The sequence below is a fragment of the [Clostridium] symbiosum genome (assembly GCA_036419695.1).
GTDB classification, from domain to species: domain Bacteria; phylum Bacillota; class Clostridia; order Lachnospirales; family Lachnospiraceae; genus Otoolea; species Otoolea symbiosa_A.
This window is the reverse complement of the sequence record CP143946.1, coordinates 2,751,488-2,770,880: the sequence shown is the minus strand read 5'-3', so window position 1 is coordinate 2,770,880 and position 19,393 is coordinate 2,751,488. Positions and strand designations below refer to the sequence as shown.

Here is a 19,393-nt window from a genome sequence, read left to right as displayed (position 1 = left end):
CGAATGGAAGGTAAGATTATCAAAGGCATTGCCGGTTTTTACTACGTCCACGACGGATACAGTGAAATATACGAATGCAAGGCAAAAGGAATTTTCAGAAACAGAAATATAAAACCGCTGGTGGGGGACGACGTAGAATTCACGGTTCTCGATGAAAAGGAAAAAACCGGGAATATTGACGCCATCCTGCCGCGGAAAAACAGGCTGATCCGCCCGGCCGTCTCGAATGTGGACCAGGCCGTGGTGGTTTTTGCCGTGACGGAACCGATGCCGAACCTGAACCTGTTAGATCGGTTCCTTGTCATGATGGAACGCCAGGAGATACCGGTAATCATCTGTTTTAACAAGATTGATCTGTCCGGGGAGGCGGAGATTGAGAGGCTGAAGGCCATCTACGGCCCGCCCGGCTATCCGCTCCACTTCATCAGCACCTACGAAGAATCGGGGCTTGAGGAGCTCCACCGGCTGATTGCCGGGAAAACGACCGTTCTGGCAGGACCCTCCGGTGTGGGGAAGTCGTCCATCACCAATTATCTGCAGCCGGAAGCCAGGATGGAGACGGGCGTTGTAAGCGAAAAGATAAAAAGAGGAAAGCATACGACAAGACATTCGGAACTTTTCTTTGTTGAAGAAGGAACCTATATGATGGACACTCCGGGATTCAGCTCCATGTATATTGAAGACTTGGAACCGAATGAACTGAAAGACTATTTTCCGGAATTTTCCGCCTATGAGGATGAATGCCGTTTTCTTGGATGTATCCATGTGGGCGAGAAGGTGTGCGGAGTGAAGACGGCTGTGGCGGAAGGAAAGATAGACCGGAGCCGTTACGACAATTACCTTCTTCTTTACCAGGAATTAAAAGATAAGAGGAGATACTGATTATGATTATTTTAGCACCCTCCATATTGGGAGCCGATTTTAAACGCCTTGGAGAACAGGTACAGGAGGTAGACAGGGCGGGAGCGCCGTACATTCATCTGGATATTATGGACGGGGCCTTTGTCCCCAGCATTTCATTCGGAATGCCGGTGATCGAGAGCCTGAGAAGCTGTACGGACAAGGTATTTGACGTACACATGATGGTGGAAGAGCCGGGAAGATACGTGGATGCGATGAAAAAGGCCGGCGCAGATTTGATCTGTGTGCATCAGGAGGCATGTATCCACCTGGATCGGACCATTAACCAGATTAAAGAGGCCGGGCTGATGGCCGGCGTGGCTCTGAATCCTGCGACGCCTGTATCCACGTTGTCCTGCATCCTCGATCAAGTGGACATGGTTCTCATCATGTCGGTCAATCCGGGATTTGGAGGCCAGAAGTTCATTCCCTACACCCTGGATAAGATTCGGGAACTGCGGAATCTCTGCAATGAAAAAGGGCTTTCCACGCGTATTCAGGTGGACGGCGGCATCTCTCCATCCAATGTGAGAGAGGTGATCAAGGCGGGCGCGGATGTGATTGTGGCCGGTTCGGCGGTGTTCAGGGGGGATGCAAAAAAGAATGTGCAGACATTCCTGGATATTTTTAGTGAATATGACAAATAATCAAAAAGAGAAGTGATGATGTATGAAAAAGTGTTTGGTTGTGACAGGCGGTTCAATTGATATTTCATTTGTTAAGGATTTTCTGCAGAACCGGAACTATGACTGGGTGATTGCGGTGGACGCCGGTCTGGAGATACTGAATTCCCTGCATATCGTGCCGGATGAGGTCGTGGGGGATCTGGATACGGTGGAGCAGTCGGTGCTCAAAGAATATAGGGACAACCCCTCCGTGACATTTGAGATCCATAAGCCGGAGAAGGATGAGACGGATACGGAACTGGCTCTTCTGACGGCCGCCCGCTGCGGCTGCGACAGGGTGGATTTGCTGGGCGCCCTCGGCGGAAGGATGGATCATGAGATCAGCAACATCCAGCTCATTTACCAGTTCTTTAAGCAGGGAATGGAAGTATGTATTTACGATGCCCAGAACAAGCTGTACCTGCTGGATGGCGGAAAAGTGTTCAGACGGTCGGAGCTTTACGGAAAATACATCTCTTTCATGCCGCTCACCGAAGTTGTGTCGGGGCTGACGTTAAAAGGATTTAAATATCCGTTAAACAGGCGCCGCATTGAATTGGGTTCCTGTCTCTGCATCAGCAATGAGCTGAACGGGGAAGAGGGAATCATGGAGGTCGAATCGGGCGTCCTGATTTGTGTGGAAGCGCACGACTGAAAAGAAAGACAGAAAAACTGACCTGATTAAAATGATTAAATCTGTATGTTTTTACAAGTACAAATTTATGCTATGATGATGCATATCCGAGGTGAAGGAAACTGCGCAGGCTTTCAGCTCTCATAAAGAACCGGAACAAAAGAGGAGAGATCATCATGACAACAAGAAACAGTCAGGCATACAAAATCGCAATGACCGGGCTTTTGGCCGCCCTCTCATATGTAGTATTTACTTTCGGCCAGATCAAGATATCACTGCCGGGCGGTGACGCGACATCCATCCATCTTGGAAACGCGGTCTGTGTACTCGGGGCGCTTCTGATGGGAGGCTTTTACGGAGGCCTGGGAGGAGCCATCGGCATGACCATCGGAGATCTACTGGATCCCGTCTACGTCATCTATGCGCCGAAGACATTTATCTGCAAGCTCTGCATTGGCCTGATTACGGGATTCATTGCACATAGGCTTGGGAAAATCGATCACAGCAGTGATAAAAAACATATTTTTAATTATACGGTAATAGCAGCATCGGCAGGACTTATCTTCAATGTGATAGCCGATCCGCTGATAGGGTATTATTATAAACTGTGGATTATCGGAAAACCGGCGGCGGAGCTGAGCCTGGCCTGGAATGTGGCTTCCACATCCATCAACGCCGTAACCTCGGCCATTGTATCGGTGGCTGTGTATATGGCGCTTCGTCCGGCACTCAGGAAAGCCGGTCTCTTTTCCGGATTGTCTGCGTAAAAAACGATGGAGACAACGAAAAACACATGGAAGATTTGAATACGACAAATGTTACGGAAAAAAAGGTAACATCTTTACAACCAAAAAAAATCGCTGCGATTAACGATATGGCAGGATATGGCCGCTGTGCACTGACAGCGGCTATTCCTGTAATCAGCGCACTGAAAGTACAGTGCTGCCCGCTCGTCACAGCCGTGCTTTCCAACCATGCAGGATATCCCTCCTGCTTTTTTGATGATTACACGGACCGGATGGAGGCTTATATCGAGGAATGGAAGAAGCTTGGCTTTTCCTTTGACGGGATCATGACCGGATTCCTGGGTTCTGCAAGGCAGGTGGAAATCGTAACGGAGTTTATCCGGTATTTCAAAAAAGAGAATACGCTGCTCCTGGTGGATCCCACGATGGGAGACAACGGAATGGCCTACAGCGTCTGCGATCAGCAGCTTTTCGACGGGATGAAAGAACTGATACAGTACGCGGACATCATCACTCCGAACCTGACGGAGGCGTGCATCCTGACGGATACCCAGTATCAGGAAAAGGGATGGAGCAAGAGAAAACTCGCCGATCTGACCTACAAACTGATCCTGATGGGGGCGGGAGCCGTGGTGCTCACCGGAGTCGTCAAAGGCAGCCTCATTCTCAATGTGATTCATGAGAGAGGAAAAGAACCGGTCTTTCAGACCGCCCACTATGTAGAGGGAAGCCACCACGGATCGGGCGATATATTCTCCGCTGTGATTGGAGCCAGCATCGTAAAAGGAATCGGCCTGGAGGAAGCGGTCAGGAGAGCGGCCGCATTCACCAGAAAATGCGTCGAGCGCACCGAAGAACTGGGCGTGCCGGAAGTGGAAGGGCTTTGCCTGGAGGAATGTTTGTCCTATTTAATGAAAATCAGCTGAGGAACGAGAATGCCGCCGGGACGGCCGAGGGCGGAGTGGTGGGGGGAAGGTTATGAGTCCTCAGTCCCGGTTTACAGGTTGTCGCGGGTGGGAAATCCGGGCAGGCTATGACCGGGACTGAAGACGCGAAGGTTCTCGCCATTCCGAACCACGGCCTTCGGCCGCTGATTCGTTTGCCGCGACAATACCATCCCCCGCACTTGACGAAAGGGACAATCAGCCTTTGAAGATACCGGACGGGGCCGATCCCTTCCCAGTCTTCAGTCCCGCCGACAACGTACCCGGGGGAAGGAGGGAGAAAACTTTCCGAAGGGGACATGGGAATCCGCCGGTGCTTGCTGAGGTATTTTCGAAGCTAGCACTCGCTGCGCATTCCACAAGCGGGAGCGAGTCCCCGTAGGAATTTTTTCTCCCGGATTCCCCCTCACCACACCCTAACCCCCGGGACTGAAGACTTATCCAACCAATCCCCCCGTCCGCATCCTTCAAAGCCGTCCCCGCATCTCAACTAATAAAGGGAACAACCTGAAATAGGGCTTTCCATAAAGAAAAAACTGTAGTATAATCGACAAAGATATGGCAGTCGGGGAAAAAATTGGCTGCCGCTCACACCGGATCGATTCCGCGAAGTGTGCCGACAGGCACGGAGCAAACCGAAAGAAAGACAGTTATTAACAGGAGGAAGAAATGTTAGATTTAAAGTTTGTCAGAGAAAATCCTGAAATCGTAAAGCAGAATATTAAAAATAAATTTCAGGACAGCAAGCTGTGCCTTGTGGATGAAGTGATTGAACTGGATGCGAAGAACAGGGCAGCCAAGAAAGAAGCGGATGACCTTCGCGCCAATAAAAATAAGATTGCCAAACAGATCGGCGCCCTGATGGGACAGGGGAAAAAGGATGAGGCCGAGGAGATGAAGAAACAGGTTGCCGAGCAGTCTGCGCGTCTGGCCGAACTGGAGGAACAGGAGAAAGAACTGGGGGAGCAGATCTTAAAGAAGATGATGACCATCCCGAACATCATTGATCCAAGCGTTCCGATTGGAAAAGACGACAGTGAAAATGTGGAAGTACAGAAATACGGCGAGCCGGTGGTTCCCGATTTCGAGATTCCTTATCATACGGAGATTATGGAGCGTTTTAATGGAATTGATCTGGACAGCGCCAGGAAAGTGGCAGGAAACGGTTTTTATTACCTGATGGGTGATATCGCCAGACTTCACTCCGCAGTAATTTCCTATGCAAGAGATTTCATGATCAACCGCGGTTTTACCTACTGTGTTCCGCCGTTCATGATCCGCAGCAACGTTGTTACCGGCGTTATGAGCTTTGCCGAGATGGATGCCATGATGTATAAGATCGAGGGAGAGGATCTCTACCTCATCGGGACAAGCGAGCACTCCATGATTGGTAAATTTATCGATACGGTTATACAGGAGGAAGAGCTTCCTAAGACCCTTACCAGCTACTCCCCATGTTTCCGTAAGGAAAAGGGAGCCCATGGTATTGAGGAGAGAGGCGTATACAGAATCCATCAGTTTGAGAAGCAGGAGATGATTGTTGTCTGCAAACCGGAAGACAGCAAGATGTGGTTCGACAAGCTGTGGCAGAATACCGTTGATTTATTCCGTTCCCTGGATGTTCCGGTAAGAACGCTGGAATGCTGTTCCGGAGACCTGGCCGATCTGAAAGTGAAATCGGTCGATGTGGAGGCATGGTCCCCGAGACAGAAGAAGTATTTTGAGGTCGGAAGCTGTTCCAACCTTGGAGACGCCCAGGCGAGAAGACTTAAAATCCGCGTAAACGGCCAGGACGGAAAATATTTTGCCCACACATTAAACAACACGGTGGTAGCTCCTCCGCGTATGCTGATTGCATTCCTGGAGAACAACCTTCAGGCGGACGGTTCCGTCAGAATTCCTGAGCCTCTGCGTCCATATATGGGTGGAATGACGGAGATCCGCTAATCTGCGGGAGATACAAACATCCTTTGGGTTCGGTTTCCAGAAAACTGACTCGGCGCCGGCGGCTCAGCCCTGGCAAAACCCGTGCGGAAAAAGGAGCGGTGAGTGTGGAGCTCCCGTCCGATTCCAGCGCCTGCACCATCGGCCTGAACGGAAATACGGATGTCACGGTATACGCATCCATATCGGACTGTGCGGTTTCGATAAAAAAATAACCGAAGACGGTTCCATTGTACCGGTCAAACAGTAAAATAATATAATGAAAAGGCAGGAGATAACCGGAGACGGCTCCTGCCTATTTTTTAGGGATAGATTTTATTCTTTATCGAGTAAACGGGGATGGAAGTATGAATCATAAAATTACATCATTAAAACAGTTTCTGAAGAATGAGACGGTGTTCTGCATCGCGGCGCTGCTTGCCTTTTTGTCTTCCCTGGTGATACGGCCGGGGAAGGAGTATGTGGGGTATATCGATTTCAGGACACTGGCGCTCTTATTCTGCCTTATGGCGGTGGTGGCGGGCATGCAGTCCATCGGAGTCTTTACCCTGCTGGGACAGAAGCTTCTGTCCGGCACCCACGGCACGAAAAAGCTCTCATTTATTTTGGTATTTCTCTGCTTTTTCTGCAGCATGGCAATTACCAACGACGTATCGCTTATCACCTTTGTCCCATTTACCATCCTGGTCTACCAGATGGTGGGAAAGGAGGAGAGACTGGTTAAATTAATTGTGCTTGAGACAATTGCCGCCAATCTGGGCAGTATGGCGACTCCGGTGGGGAATCCGCAGAATCTTTATCTCTATTCGGTGTCCGGGATTACAATGGCAGATTTCATGGGGGCTGTGCTGCCCTATGCCGTGGTTTCCATGCTCCTCCTTGGTTTTGTCCTGGTGGCAGAAAAGGATGAAAAAATTGAAGTGAAGGTGCGGATGGGAACGGGGCCGGAAGATGCGGGAGCATTCGTCAAAAGATTCGCCGTATACCTGCTGCTGTTTCTGTTCAGCCTCCTGGTGGTGATCCATATCGTACCGTGGCAGCTTGCGCTTTTAGCCGTGCTGTGCTGGATGCTTGCGAGAGACAGGAAGATTTTAAAAGAGTTAGACTATTTTCTTCTTCTGACGTTTGTCTGCTTTTTCATATTCATCGGCAATATGAAGCGGATCGATGCGGTGAATCTATGGCTGAGCAGTTTGATTGACGGCCATGAACTGATAACAGGAATCGCGGCCAGCCAGATTATCAGCAATGTTCCGGCCGCCATTTTGCTGTCGGGTTTTACCGGAGAATATAGAACTCTTCTGACCGCTGTAAACCTGGGAGGGCTGGGAACGCTGATTGCGTCCCTCGCCAGCCTCATTTCCTATAAATTTTTTGCCAGGGCCTATGATGAAAAGAAAGGCGTGTACTTTAAAACATTCACAGGATGGAACCTGGCTTTTCTGGCCGTGTTAGCCGCGCTGGCCGTTCTGCTGACGGGAGGGTTCTAGGCGGTCGTCCGCCGACAGTAACGGAATGAACAGTAACGGAGTCACCTCTTTTATTTGTCCGCATCACACGGACGGTTGCATTTTATAGAAAGAACGTGTAGAATAAAAGGCAGTAATCAGAAATATGGTACGACAAAAATCAGGAGGATGACAGAATGAAGTATATAATTGTGCTTGGTGATGGGATGGCAGATGAGCCACTTGAGGCCCTGGGTGGAAAGACCCCGATCGAATATGCGGACACTCCGGCGATGGACCGGCTGGCCCCTCTCTCCGAGGTGGGACTTGCTGCGACGATTCCGGAAGGAATGAAGCCGGGCAGTGACACGGCAAACCTTGCCGTTCTCGGATATAACCCACAGAAATATTACACGGGCCGTTCACCGTTAGAGGCTCTCAGCATCGGCGTGGATATGAAGACGACCGACATTGCCCTGCGCTGCAACATTGTTACGCTGTCCGAGGAGGAGGGACCCTATGAGGAGAGGACGATCATCGACCACAGTTCCGATGAGATTTCCACGGAGGACGCTGCCGTGCTTTTAGACGCGGTAAAAGAAGTATTTGAAAATGAGACATACCATTTCCATGTGGGCACCAGCTACCGCCATCTTCTGATCTGGGAAAAAGGCGAGGTTGTGGAGCTGACGCCGCCTCATGATGTGCTGACACAGAAGATTGGCCAATATCTCCCCCAGGATGAAAAGATGAGGGAAATGATGAAAAAGAGCTTTGATATCCTGAACCATCATCCGCTCAATGAAAAACGGGCCGCGGAGGGAAAGAACAAGGCCAATTCACTCTGGTTCTGGGGAGCCGGTACAAGGCCAGCCTTATCCTCTTTCTATGAAAAGACAGGAAAGAAAGGCGTTATGATTTCGGCTGTCGATCTTCTCAAAGGCATTGCGGTCGGCGCAGGCATGAGAAATATTGAGGTTCCCGGCGCCAATGGCGGCCTTAACACAAACTATGAGGGAAAGGCTCTGGCAGGCGTAAAAGCGCTGCTGGAAGAGGGCGCCGACTTTGTCTATATCCATGTGGAGGCCCCGGATGAGATGGGACACCAGGGAAGTGTGGAGAAAAAAGTGAAGGCCATCGAATATCTGGATCAGAGGCTGATCCGAATTGTGACGGAAGAGATGGATCAATCCGGCGAGGATTACAGGCTCCTTATCATGCCGGATCACCCGACGCCAATCCGCTGCCGCACACACGTCTCCGCCCCGGTGCCGTATCTTCTGTACGACAGCAGAAAGAAATTCGGCCAGGGACTCTTATACAGCGAGGCCAATGGAAAGAAATCCGGTATCCTGGTGAAAGAAGGTTACAAAATGATAGATCGTCTGCTGGGAGAATAGGGACGTAGTCAGATAATACAGAAGGCCCCCTCTTTTGAAAAAGAGGGGGCCTCAGAGTATCGGCTGAATCGATTCCGACCGATGTCAGCTTTTTGGCCATTTCTTTCCCGATATTCATCATAGATGTTAATTCTGCCATATTACCTCCTGATTTAAGCGTTTAAAGCACTTCCTCCAGTGTCACCTTCGGAACCGCCATCAGCGAATAATTTGTATGGTAGATAACAAAACCGGGGGCGGCTCCGGCCACTTTTTTGACGGATTTTTTCTGGATATAATCGATCTCCACTTTTTCATTGCCGCGCCCCTTGGAATAATAGGCGGCCAGTGAACCGGCTTCCTCAAATGTCCTGTCGGGAAGTTCGCGGCCCTCCGTCTTTACGATGACATGGGAACCGGGGATTCCTTTTGCGTGGAACCACCAGTCGTTGCCCGAGGCCACCTTGAAAGTCAGCTCTTCGTTCTGGTAGTTGTTCTTTCCAACATAAATATGGAACCCATCGGAGGAAATATAGTGGAAAGGACGGCTTGTGATTTTGACCTTCTTACCGGACGGTCCGTGCTTTTTGATAAAGCCGTATTCCGTCAGTTCCTGTTTTATCTGTGCCAGATCCTCCTCCTTCAGGGCAATGTCGAGGGATGTGCTGATGGATTCCAGATGTTCGATCTCCTGTTTTGTCTCTTCCACAAATTTGGAGAGAGCCTCCCAGGTTCGTTTCAGTTTATTGTATTTGTCGAAAAATTTCTGTGAGTTTTCCCTGGCGGTAAGCTGGGGATCCAAAGGGATCTTTACTGTTTCATTCGTGTAATAGTTGATACATTCAAGCTCTTTTTCCCCTCCGCTCAGTTCATAGCCGTAGGTGTTGAGGAGCTCGCCGTATATTTTGTATTTGTCTCTTTTTTCCGTATCCTTTAACTGTTTCAACTGTAAATCGTATTTTTTATATCCCCGCTCCAGTGCGGTCTGGACAATTCTGCGCAGATCGGAGGATTTCTGCCGGATGCGTGTGATTACATTTTTGGATGCATAATAAAGTTCCAGTGTGCTGCTGATGGAATCAAAACGGACGGCCCTGTACTCCGGCGGCCAGGAGGTAAGCGGGAGAGCGGAGAATTCAACCGGCTCCTCATCGCGGTAAAGAATATTCGGCTCAAACCGGCCTTCCTTCACCTGTTCCATGGCAAGCGTGAGCGTGCGGCTCAAATGGGTGATTTCCAGTTCGGAGAGAGACGAAGCAGGCACATCGGCGTCAATGGAGGCAAGATGGCAGAATTCTTCCGCCATGACGGGGCTGATCCCGGTGAAGCTTGTATAAATCGCCTTCCCGGCGGGAGCCTGGGCGGCAGAGAGCGTTTCCGTGAATACGGTCTCATCCGCAGAGAGCGGATCCTTCTTTCCTGCGGCCTGTGGGATAAAATAATCACGTCCCGGAAGCACTTCCCGGACCGAGCTGATCTGGGCGGAAATATGTTTGATACTGTCTATGATTTTATCGTCCGGTGTACAGAAAATAATATTGCTGTGTTTTCCCATCAGCTCGACAATCAGGAACTTGCGGCAGAGGTCGCCGAGTTCATCCAGGTGTTCAATCTCAAATCGGATAATCCGTTCCAGCCCGGGCTGGCTCACGGATACAATTTTCCCGTTTCCGATATGCTTTCTGAGGAGCATGCAGAAATTGGGCGCCGTCATGGGACTCTGTTTATTCGTCTGCGTCAGATAGATTAACGGGAGACTTGCATTTACCGACATCAGAAGACGGTAATTCTCCCTGTTGTTTTTTATTGTAAAAAGGAGTTCGTCCTTTTCCGTCTGGGCAATCTTTGAGATCTTTCCGCCGGTCAGTTTATCATTAAATTCCTTTACCAGGCCGGCAATTACTATTCCGTCAAAAGCCATAGTTGGTCATTCCTTTCAAATCTGTTATAGTTGCAAATCCAAGGTTGTTATAATTTCAATCAATCTCCAATTTGGAAGTTTCTATCCATGCCGTTCCCGCCGTTAAAAGCGTGAAAAAGTGATTCGATCCGCCAGAGGAAAAGAGTCATGGACAGTAGATCCGCGCAGCCTCCGGGACTTATGTTTTTATCTGTAAAGTCTTTGTTCAGCCGTGTAAGGGCCTCCATCCCTTCCTCCGTTTTGCTGCCCCCAAGCGAGAGGACAGACAGGGCGCACTGTTTTACATATTCAAGTGATTCATAGTTTGTCCTGAAAAGCACGTTCGTATCGTCCACATTGGCCATCAGATGGAGAAGGATGTGGAGGGAAAGCTGGTTCCGGCCGGGATGTACACCGGATAACTTCGCGTATTCAAAGTATTCCCGCAGTGCGGGGAGTCCGACAAAACGGACGGCCGGAAACCCATCGGCCGCTTCCCCCCTGATTCCTCGGCATCCGTATTTCAGGTAAAGCAGTTCCCCGTGCGTGTTATTTGCTCCCGGTACGACGGCGGAAAAGTCGCGCTCCATCGGACGGCGGCACATCAAGCCGCAGTAAGATAAAAGTTCCTCAGCCTGAACGCCGGAGCATACAGGGCGTCTGCCCCAAAAACATCCGGCCGCCGCGGCCAGGAGTCCCATGGAGAAAATAATGCCTTTGTGGGTATTGACACCGCCTGTCGCCTCAAACATGGCTTTCTCGGCCCGTACCCCGGCCGGCCGGATGGCGGCAAATAGCCGTTCCGCATTTTCAGCATCCGGCTTATTTCCGCTTTGCAGGCCGGCTTCCCCTTCCATAGACCCGTGATGGATTCCAATCTCGGCCATCTCTCTGATAAAGGGCAGAATTGCAGCAATGCTGAGTTCAAATGTCCTGTGATCCATATCTTTATGGGCGCCGCTGTCATTTAAATCCACCAGTCCCGGCTTTGGGGTGGCCTCCACCTCATCGGTGAGAGAGCGGCCTGCCGCACATTCCAATGAATCCAGAAACTGTTTCTGCATCAGGTTCAGGGAAAACTCCCGGCTGTCAAGCTCTTTTTTTACACTCATAGATCAGTCCCACCTTTATCAGAGCCCGGGTGAGCTTCCGATATCATTTTTTTAATATAGGCAACCAGTTCTTCCACGCTGTGATTCCTGCTTCGGCTGCAGGCGTGGGCGGGCTGTCCGCATATCAGACAGGTGCGGCAGGGAAGACCAAGTTCCTCCCTGGAAACCTTACTCCCGTCCAGTTTTATAATATCAATATCATAGAGGCGCCCGATCGAAGAGCCGTCCTCCAGTCTTGTCATCAGACGCTTAATGGTAAGGGGCGAGGCGTCGGCGGCAATAAAAGCCTCATAGCCCGTCTTCTCGCGGATCACATATTCATGAAGCGCGGCAATGCCTGAATCGGAAAGTGTCCTCAGAATTTCACTGTATCCGCCGTCGAAAACCTCTGGTATCCCTTCAAAAACCTTCACGGGTCCCGGGATATTCAGGGTAAAGCTGATGAGCGTCGTATTATATTTTTCCGTCAATGTGTTCTGCAGGAAGACGCGCCGCTCCCTGGCAGCCAGCATTTCTTCAAGTAATACCTCATTATTTACCGTCAAATCCATGTCCGAATCCTCCTGTAGATTAGTTTCGGGAATATGTTCCCATACAGTGCGGGCACAGAGATAGTATGCCCCTGACTTCTTATTATAAAGAAAAGCGGCATTTAAAACAACAGGAAGTTGAGATTTAATTGAGAAATGAGGACGCTGCCGGGACGGCTGGGGGCCGGAATGGGAGGGGAGGGGATGAGTCTTCAGTCCCGGAGGGAGGTTTGTCGTAAAGGCGGGGAATACGGAAGAAAGAAATCTGCTACGGGGACCCGCTCGCGCTTATGGAATGCGCAGCGGATGCTAAGACGCCATAAAACGGCGTCCAAGCACCGGCGGATTCCTACGTCCCCTGCGCAGATTTATTCTTCCTCCTTCCCCACCGCCCAGATTATGACTGGGACTGAAGACTCACCAACCCTCCCTCTCCCCAGTCCCGCCCCCATTTCACAGCCCTTCCCGCCCCTCCAACTACCCCCTGATAACTTTTCTCCTATGAACTCCATAAGAGCATAAGTATTTGAATTATCCATTTTACCATGCTACTATATTTTTAGATAATATGTAGAAAGACCCAATAATTAATTCAGAAAAAGTAACAATATACACAAACATATAAGCAATAGAGGAGGAAATCTTATGGTGATCGAAAAAGCGGCTGTGGCCGGTACACTGGAGTCCAGTGATGCGCAGATTACAGTTGAACCGGGTGATGGAAAGGTTGAGCTTGTCATTGAGAGCAGCGTTATCCATCAGTTTGGAAAGCAGATCAGGGCGGTTGTCCTGGAGACGCTGGAGCGCCTTAATGTGAACGATGCAAAGGTAAAGGTTGTGGACAAAGGAGCTTTAGACTGTACTTTAAAGGCCAGAGTGGAATGCGCCGTATACCGTTCCAGCGGCATTACGGAAAATTTACCATGGGGAGGTGCAATCAGATAATGAGCCATCCATTTAAAAAAAGACTGAGAAGATCCATGATGTTTCTGAACTGCCAGAAGCCGGGATTGATTAAAGACCCATATATATATAAACCAGATTCCATTATGCTTGACCTGGAGGACGCGGTTGCCGAGAACCAGAAGGATGCAGCGAGGTATTCCCTGTTTCATGCGCTTAAGGAGATTGACTACCGGGGCGTGGAGAGAGTTGTCCGCATCAACGGACTTGACACACCGCACTGGAAGGAAGATATCCGCGTTTGTGTGGCGGGAGGAGCCGATACTATCCGTATAGCAAAGACGGAATCCGCACAGGATGTCCGTACGGTGGAAGAGCATGTGCTGGCTGCCGAGCGTGAATTTGGCCGTCCCGAGGGCAGCACCCTCCTGATGTCCGCCCTGGAATCCTGTAAGGGTGTTTTAAATGCCCAGGAGATCTGTGTTTCTTCCGATCGTCTGATCGGAATCGCCCTGTCCGGAGGAGATTATACGAAAGATCTTCAGACCGTAATTACAGGCACCGGCGTGGAGCTTATGGGAGCGAGACAACATATGATTATGGCGGCACGCGCCGCAGGCGTCCAGTGCTTTGATACGGTGTTTACAAACCTGGATGACATGGAAGGATTTGAAAAAGAAACCGCCATGATCAAGATGATGGGATTTGACGGAAAATCGCTTGTCAATCCGCGTCAGATTGCCATTGTCCATAAGATATTCACTCCTACCGAAAAGGAGATTATTTTTGCTGAAAAAGTGGTGCGTGAAATTGATGACAAGAAAGCAAAAGGCATCGGCGTATTTACGGTAGATGGAAAAATGATTGATATCGCTTTCTATGACGGGGCCAAGAGGACCCTGGCTATGGCTAAAGCCGCAGGCGTTTATGAGGGGGATATGTAAAATGATAAATAAAGTGGGAAGAGATATTCCGGAGGAAGTTTTAAAGGCGACCGGTAAAAAAGTGTTTGAAGGCGCTTACGTATATGATAATTATGAGTATAAGAAGGCCGCTCCCGTAGTGCGGGCGTTGTCCGATCCGACGCGTTCCAAGATGGTGCAGTCCATCAGGGAGGCGCTTGAAAAATGTGAAATCCGCGATGGCATGACTCTGTCCTTCCATCATCATTTCCGTGAGGGCGATTACGTTGTCAATATGGTAATGGAGGAGATTCACAATATGGGGATCAAGGATCTCACCATCTGTGCCAGCTCTCTCGGCAAGGCCAATGATCCGATTGTGCCGTTTATCGAGGATGGGACGATTACCGGTATCCAGTCTTCCGGCGTGAGAGGCAAAATCGGTGAGGCTATCTCGACCGGTAAGTTAAAGAACCTGGCCATTATGCGTTCCCACGGCGGACGTGTGCGTGCCATTGAGACGGGTGAGGTGCATGTGGACATCGCCTTTATCGGCGCGCCTACCTGCGACGAATACGGCAACTGCCGCCCGAACGGCGGAAAGAGCGACTGCGGCGTTTTATCATATGCAATGGTGGATGCCCAGTATGCGGATAAAGTGGTGGCCGTGACGGACTGCCTCGTTGCATTCCCGAACATCCCGGCCAGCATTTCCATGACAAACGTAGACTATGTCTGCGTTGTGGATGCCATTGGCAATCCCGATAAAATTGCGACAGGAGCAGCCAAACCGACGACCGATGTGAGAAAAATCATGATGGCCGATTACTGTACCCAGTTTGTAATCAATACCCCTTACTTTAAAGACGGTTTCTCCTATCAGACGGGTGTCGGCGGCGCGTCCATCGCCTCCACGATATCACTCGGCAAGATTATGGAGGAGAGGGGAATCCAGATGGGACTCGGGCTCGGCGGAATCACCACCCCCATGTGTGAACTTCTGGAAAAAGGCCTGATCCGCACCCTTGTGGATACACAGGACTTTGATCAGGGAGCCATTGAATCCATCAAAAAGAACCCGAACCATATTGAGATCTCCGCATCCGAGTATGCCAACCCGTTTAACAAGGGCGCTTATGTCAATAAGCTGGACTTTGTTATCCTGGCTTCCCTGGAAGTGGATATCAATTTTAACTGTAATGTCGTAGTAGGTTCCGACGGCGTCATCACCGGCGCGCAGGGAGGCCATCCTGACACGGCGGCCGGGGCAAAGTGTACGATTGTCATCGCCCCGCTTCTGCAGGGCAGGATTCCCGCCATCTGCACCAACGTTACGACGGTGACGACGCCGGGCGAGACCGTGGACGTCGTAATCACGGATTACGGCATCGCCATCAACCCGCGCCGTCAGGATCTGATCGAGTGCATGAAGAATGTCAACCTGCCGTTCTGCACGATAGAGGAGCTTCGCGATAAAGCGTACAGCATGGTCGGTGAACCGGACCCGGTTCAGTTTGGCGAACGTGTTGTCGGCATTATCGAGGGACGCGACGGAACCATCATGGATGTTGTAAGAGAGATCCGGGAGTATCAGTTCGACTAGATTTAAGTTAAACTAAAAAATAAGTTCTACCAGAATATGAGTTCGACAGAATATGAGTTCAACTAAAAAATGAGTTCCACCAGAATATCAGTTCGGCTAAAAGAGCCAGTTTTCCTGAATCAGCGGAAAACCGGCTCTTTTACCGTTTTTACCGGAAAAATTTTCGAAATTCCGATGGAATAAGAAATTTTCACGGAATCTTTTAGAGGCTCGCCCTGATGATCACGCAGACCGATTCTGATTCCAGGCTGTTCCGCCTGCTTTCAGAATAGAACATTGCACGTGTAAAAATACAATAAATGTCACTTTGAACAAAAAAAAGCGTTCCGATAGTTTTTTTCAAAAACGGCAGTTTATAAAATTTTTGTAAAAGAAATGTAAAAAAACCTTATTTTATATGGTTTCGCGGCACATAAGTATTATCTTATGACTGGTATAATTGCACAATTATAATTCGTTAAAAGCACCAAAAATTGTACAATTCATACAAGAAGTGTTGAAAAACTGCTAAAAAACGGTATAATAGAATCAAGGGTTTGGAAAGCAGCACCCTGCAGCAAACCAAAATAATGAGTGAAAAGGAGAAGATATTATGAAGAAAAGAGTGATTAGTCTGGCATTGGCAGCAGCAATGGCAGTAAGCCTCGCAGGATGTGGAAGCAGCAGTTCCGGTACAGCAGACAAACCGGCAGAGACAAAAGCAGCCGAGGGCGGACAGGAAGCAGCGGCAGGCGCTGAGGATTGGAAATGGGAGAGGAACATTGAGATTATCTGTCCATGGGGCACAGGCGGCGGAGCCGATACAACACTCCGTACATTTGCTTCCGCTCTTGAGAAAGAACTTGGCGTATCCGTAGTCGTTAATAACAAAGCAGGTGCAGGCGGCGTTACCGGCGTACAGTTCGCGACCAGCCAGCCGGCCGATGGATATACATATTTACTTTGTACCCAGTCCCCGATGTTAGCGCAGATTTCCGGTGCAACCGATTTCGACGTATACGGAAAAATCAAACCGCTGTGCCAGCTCGTACACGACTGCAATATTTTCGTTACCAGCTCAAAGTCACCATACAACAACTATGCAGAGCTGAAAGAATATGCACAGGCTAACCCGGGCAAGGTGAAATGCGGCGTTATGACAATCACAGGTCTGGATGCAGCATGTGTGGAAGCGGCATTTGAAGGCGATGTGGAGGCAGTTGCTTACACCGAAGGTTCCCAGTTAAACGCAGACGTTATCGGCGGACATGTGGATCTGGCATGTGTAGGGCCGGCAGAGGTTTCCGCTATGCTGGAATCCGGCGATATGAAGGTTGTTATGTCCTGTACGGAGAAAAAACTGACACTGGCGGGATTTGAGAACGTAGACAGCGCAGGCGACCTTGGACTGGACTGCTACTTTGGACCGTCCCGCGGTATTTTCTATACCGAAGGAACTCCTGAAGCAGCTATCAAGGCGTTCGAAGCAGCAGCAGAAAAAGCAGTAGCCAGCGAAGAATTCCAGACATGGGCAAAACAGCAGGGCCTCGATCAGAGACAGGGCTGGTTAAATACGGCAGATTACCAGGCATCCTGGGATAACGATTACAAAGATTTAACAGAAATGTTCGGTACTAAATAATTGATTTAACAGATGTTGACTGCAAATGAATATTTAAAACAATGAAACTGAGGGGAGTGGATTTATCCGCTCCCCCTGAATAAAGAGGCAGGGAAAGGCAGGTTATCTGATTTGGACATTATTTTTTCACTTGTATTGGGAATCTTCTGCATATACCTTTTCTTCCTGGTAGGCGCCGAGTCACCAGCTCCTACAGCGACAGAACTTGGTGCAGCGTTCTGGCCGAGAATTATTCTCGTCCTTCTTATAATATTAATAATCGTGAATATAGTGAATTCTTTGAAAAAGATGAAGGGAAGCGGAGAGAAGCTGACCGCCGGATTCAATCTGGGAGAATTCTTAAAAAGTAAATTATTTGTCGGCATGATTTTAGTAGCGGTTATGGCCGTGCTGATGCCGATTATCGGATTTATACCGGTTTCGTTCCTGTTCCTGATCGCCTACGGTGTGCTTTTAGGGGAACGGAGGATAGGATTCCTGGTTATTATGGCCCTTATTATTACGGCCATCCTCTACTTACTGTTCCAGGGAGCGCTTGATATTATGCTCGCCAGAGGTACCGGTATTTTCCGTGAGTTTGCATTGTTCTTTGAAACAAAACTGCCATTTTAAGGAAGGAGTGTAAGGTATGTTTGATTTATTACTGACTGGTTTAAAAATAGTATTTACGCCTTCTACATTTTTCCTTTTAGTAGCAGGTACGGTTTTAGGTGTTATATTTGGGGCGATGCCTGGCGTAAGTGCATCGATGGCGGTTGCCCTGGCTCTTCCATTTGCTTATGCGATGAATCCGGTTATCGCGATTGCGTTCCTGGTTTCCGTATATTGCGCATCGATTACAGGCGGCGGAATCACGGCCATTCTGTTCCGTATTCCGGGAACACCTTCCAGTGCGCCCACAACGTTCGACGGTTATCCGATGGCCCAGAGAGGTGAGGCGGGCAAGGCTCTTGGATTTTCGCTGATCGCGTCCGCCGTAGGCGGTCTTGTTGCCGCATTTGCCATGGCTCTCGTATCTCCTCAGCTGGCAACGGTAGCCCTCCAGTTCGGCCCTTCCGAGCTGTTTGCGGTATCCTTCCTCGGACTTTCCGTTCTGTCCTGTCTGGACAGCGACAATATTGTGAAAACACTGATTTCCGGACTCTTAGGCCTTTTGCTCGCCTGTGTCGGAATGGACCCGATGCTTGGAATCGCCCGTTTCACCTGGGGCAACTCCACACTGCTTTCCGGTATTGAGATGATTCCGGTGATGATTGGACTTTTCGCCGTGACCGAGGTTCTCAAGCAGACGGTTAAGCCGAAGAAGATTGACACGGAAAAAGATGCAACCGGCAAATCATCCACAAAGATGAAGACGGTTCTCCCAAACTTCCGGGAAGTATGGGAAACAAAGTTTACAATGATCCGTTCTTCCGTAATCGGTACGATTGTAGGCATCCTTCCGGGCGCCGGCGCAACTATCGCTTCCTTCTTATCCTATGCGATTGAGAAGAAAGTTTCCAAACATCCCGAAAAACTGGGAACCGGTATCCCGGACGGCATCGTGGCCTCCGAGGCGGCCAACAACGCGGCTACCGGCGGTTCGATGGTGCCTCTGCTCTCCCTGGGTATCCCGGGAGGGAACGCTGCGGCTATCATGATGACGGCTCTTGTAATCAAAGGCGTTCAGATTGGACCTATGCTTGTTAAGACTCAGCCTGAGTACCTTGCATCCGTATTCGGTTCCATGCTTGTAACAAATATTATCATGGTAATCGTAGCGATGGCAGTGGCGAAAGTATTCGCCAAAATTCTTTCCGTGCCTTACAGTATCCTTGGGCCGGTTATCATTATGATGGCTGCGATCGGCGCCTATGCGCTGAACAATAATACAGGCGATGTTGCCCTGATGGCAGGCGCCGGAATTATCGGATATATGTTTGTAAAGCTGGGATACAATTCAGCCGCCCTTGTACTTGGTCTTGTACTCGGACAGATGTGCGAATCCAACTTCCGCCGTGCGTATACGCTGACAAACGGAAGCATGTCGGCGATTTTCACCAAGCCGATCACCGCAGTCATCATGATTTGCTGTATCATCATGCTGATTTATCCTTTTGTTAAACCACTTTTAGTCAAAAACAAAGCAGAAAGTAAATAGATACGGTGAGCTGTGTGTTTTA

General features: G+C 49.6%; 17 protein-coding genes. 14 read left to right on the top strand and 3 right to left on the bottom strand.

The annotated features are described in order from the left end of the window. Window positions 1–3: 3 nt before the first annotated feature. The 8 genes from rsgA (at window position 4) to V3C10_12730 (ending at window position 8,681) form a co-directional block, all read left to right on the top strand. Window positions 4–882, top strand: a complete 879-nt coding sequence (gene rsgA, locus V3C10_12765; protein WVP64624.1) for a ribosome small subunit-dependent GTPase A — start codon at window positions 4–6, stop codon at window positions 880–882. A gap of 2 nt (window positions 883–884) precedes the next feature. Further along, window positions 885–1,547 carry a ribulose-phosphate 3-epimerase gene (rpe, locus tag V3C10_12760; protein WVP60191.1) on the top strand — a complete coding sequence of 221 codons (663 nt, stop codon included), beginning with the start codon at window positions 885–887 and terminating at the stop codon, window positions 1,545–1,547. A gap of 22 nt (window positions 1,548–1,569) precedes the next feature. Beyond that, on the top strand, window positions 1,570–2,220 hold the full coding sequence (locus V3C10_12755; protein ID WVP60190.1) for a thiamine diphosphokinase: 651 nt from the start codon (window positions 1,570–1,572) through the stop codon (window positions 2,218–2,220). 155 nt (window positions 2,221–2,375) lie between these two features. After that, the gene (locus tag V3C10_12750) at window positions 2,376–2,966 is read left to right on the top strand and encodes an ECF transporter S component (GenBank protein ID WVP60189.1); all 591 of its coding nucleotides are present in this window, start codon (window positions 2,376–2,378) and stop codon (window positions 2,964–2,966) included. A gap of 26 nt (window positions 2,967–2,992) precedes the next feature. Further along, window positions 2,993–3,871, top strand: a complete 879-nt coding sequence (locus tag V3C10_12745; GenBank protein WVP60188.1) for a pyridoxamine kinase — start codon at window positions 2,993–2,995, stop codon at window positions 3,869–3,871. 687 nt (window positions 3,872–4,558) lie between these two features. Beyond that, window positions 4,559–5,836 carry a serine--tRNA ligase gene (gene serS, locus V3C10_12740; protein ID WVP60187.1) on the top strand — a complete coding sequence of 426 codons (1,278 nt, stop codon included), beginning with the start codon at window positions 4,559–4,561 and terminating at the stop codon, window positions 5,834–5,836. 344 nt (window positions 5,837–6,180) lie between these two features. Beyond that, window positions 6,181–7,323 carry an SLC13 family permease gene (locus tag V3C10_12735; GenBank protein ID WVP60186.1) on the top strand — a complete coding sequence of 381 codons (1,143 nt, stop codon included), beginning with the start codon at window positions 6,181–6,183 and terminating at the stop codon, window positions 7,321–7,323. A 155-nt stretch (window positions 7,324–7,478) separates the two neighbouring features. Beyond that, the gene (locus V3C10_12730) at window positions 7,479–8,681 is read left to right on the top strand and encodes a cofactor-independent phosphoglycerate mutase (protein ID WVP60185.1); all 1,203 of its coding nucleotides are present in this window, start codon (window positions 7,479–7,481) and stop codon (window positions 8,679–8,681) included. Between the two features lie 160 nt (window positions 8,682–8,841). On the opposite strand, the gene V3C10_12725 is transcribed toward V3C10_12730, so the two are convergent. From V3C10_12725 to citX, 3 genes are read right to left on the bottom strand one after another with little or no spacing between them, the layout of a single operon-like run. Then, window positions 8,842–10,581, bottom strand: a complete 1,740-nt coding sequence (locus tag V3C10_12725) for an NFACT RNA binding domain-containing protein (GenBank protein WVP60184.1) — start codon at window positions 10,579–10,581, stop codon at window positions 8,842–8,844. A gap of 59 nt (window positions 10,582–10,640) precedes the next feature. Beyond that, entirely contained in the window at window positions 10,641–11,672 is a 1,032-nt protein-coding gene (locus V3C10_12720; protein WVP60183.1) for a triphosphoribosyl-dephospho-CoA synthase, read from the bottom strand. After that, entirely contained in the window at window positions 11,669–12,223 is a 555-nt protein-coding gene (gene citX / locus V3C10_12715) for a citrate lyase holo-[acyl-carrier protein] synthase (protein WVP60182.1), read from the bottom strand. Before citX ends, V3C10_12720 begins: the two co-directional genes overlap by 4 nt. 624 nt (window positions 12,224–12,847) lie before the next feature. Between citX and citD the strand changes: the two genes are divergently transcribed. The 6 genes from citD (at window position 12,848) to V3C10_12685 (ending at window position 19,371) form a co-directional block, all read left to right on the top strand. After that, window positions 12,848–13,147, top strand: a complete 300-nt coding sequence (gene citD / locus V3C10_12710; GenBank protein WVP60181.1) for a citrate lyase acyl carrier protein — start codon at window positions 12,848–12,850, stop codon at window positions 13,145–13,147. Next, on the top strand, window positions 13,147–14,049 hold the full coding sequence (locus V3C10_12705; protein WVP60180.1) for an aldolase/citrate lyase family protein: 903 nt from the start codon (window positions 13,147–13,149) through the stop codon (window positions 14,047–14,049). Before citD ends, V3C10_12705 begins: the two co-directional genes overlap by 1 nt. Before the next feature lies 1 nt (window position 14,050). Then, window positions 14,051–15,610 carry a citrate lyase subunit alpha gene (gene citF / locus V3C10_12700; GenBank protein ID WVP60179.1) on the top strand — a complete coding sequence of 520 codons (1,560 nt, stop codon included), beginning with the start codon at window positions 14,051–14,053 and terminating at the stop codon, window positions 15,608–15,610. Window positions 15,611–16,202: 592 nt separating this feature from the next. Further along, a complete protein-coding gene (locus V3C10_12695) occupies window positions 16,203–17,231 on the top strand; it encodes a tripartite tricarboxylate transporter substrate binding protein (GenBank protein WVP60178.1) in 1,029 nt (342 codons plus the stop codon). A gap of 111 nt (window positions 17,232–17,342) precedes the next feature. Continuing rightward, complete coding sequence (locus tag V3C10_12690; GenBank protein WVP60177.1) at window positions 17,343–17,843, top strand: tripartite tricarboxylate transporter TctB family protein; 501 nt, start codon at window positions 17,343–17,345, stop codon at window positions 17,841–17,843. Window positions 17,844–17,859: 16 nt separating this feature from the next. Next, entirely contained in the window at window positions 17,860–19,371 is a 1,512-nt protein-coding gene (locus V3C10_12685; GenBank protein ID WVP60176.1) for a tripartite tricarboxylate transporter permease, read from the top strand. Window positions 19,372–19,393 lie beyond the last annotated feature (22 nt).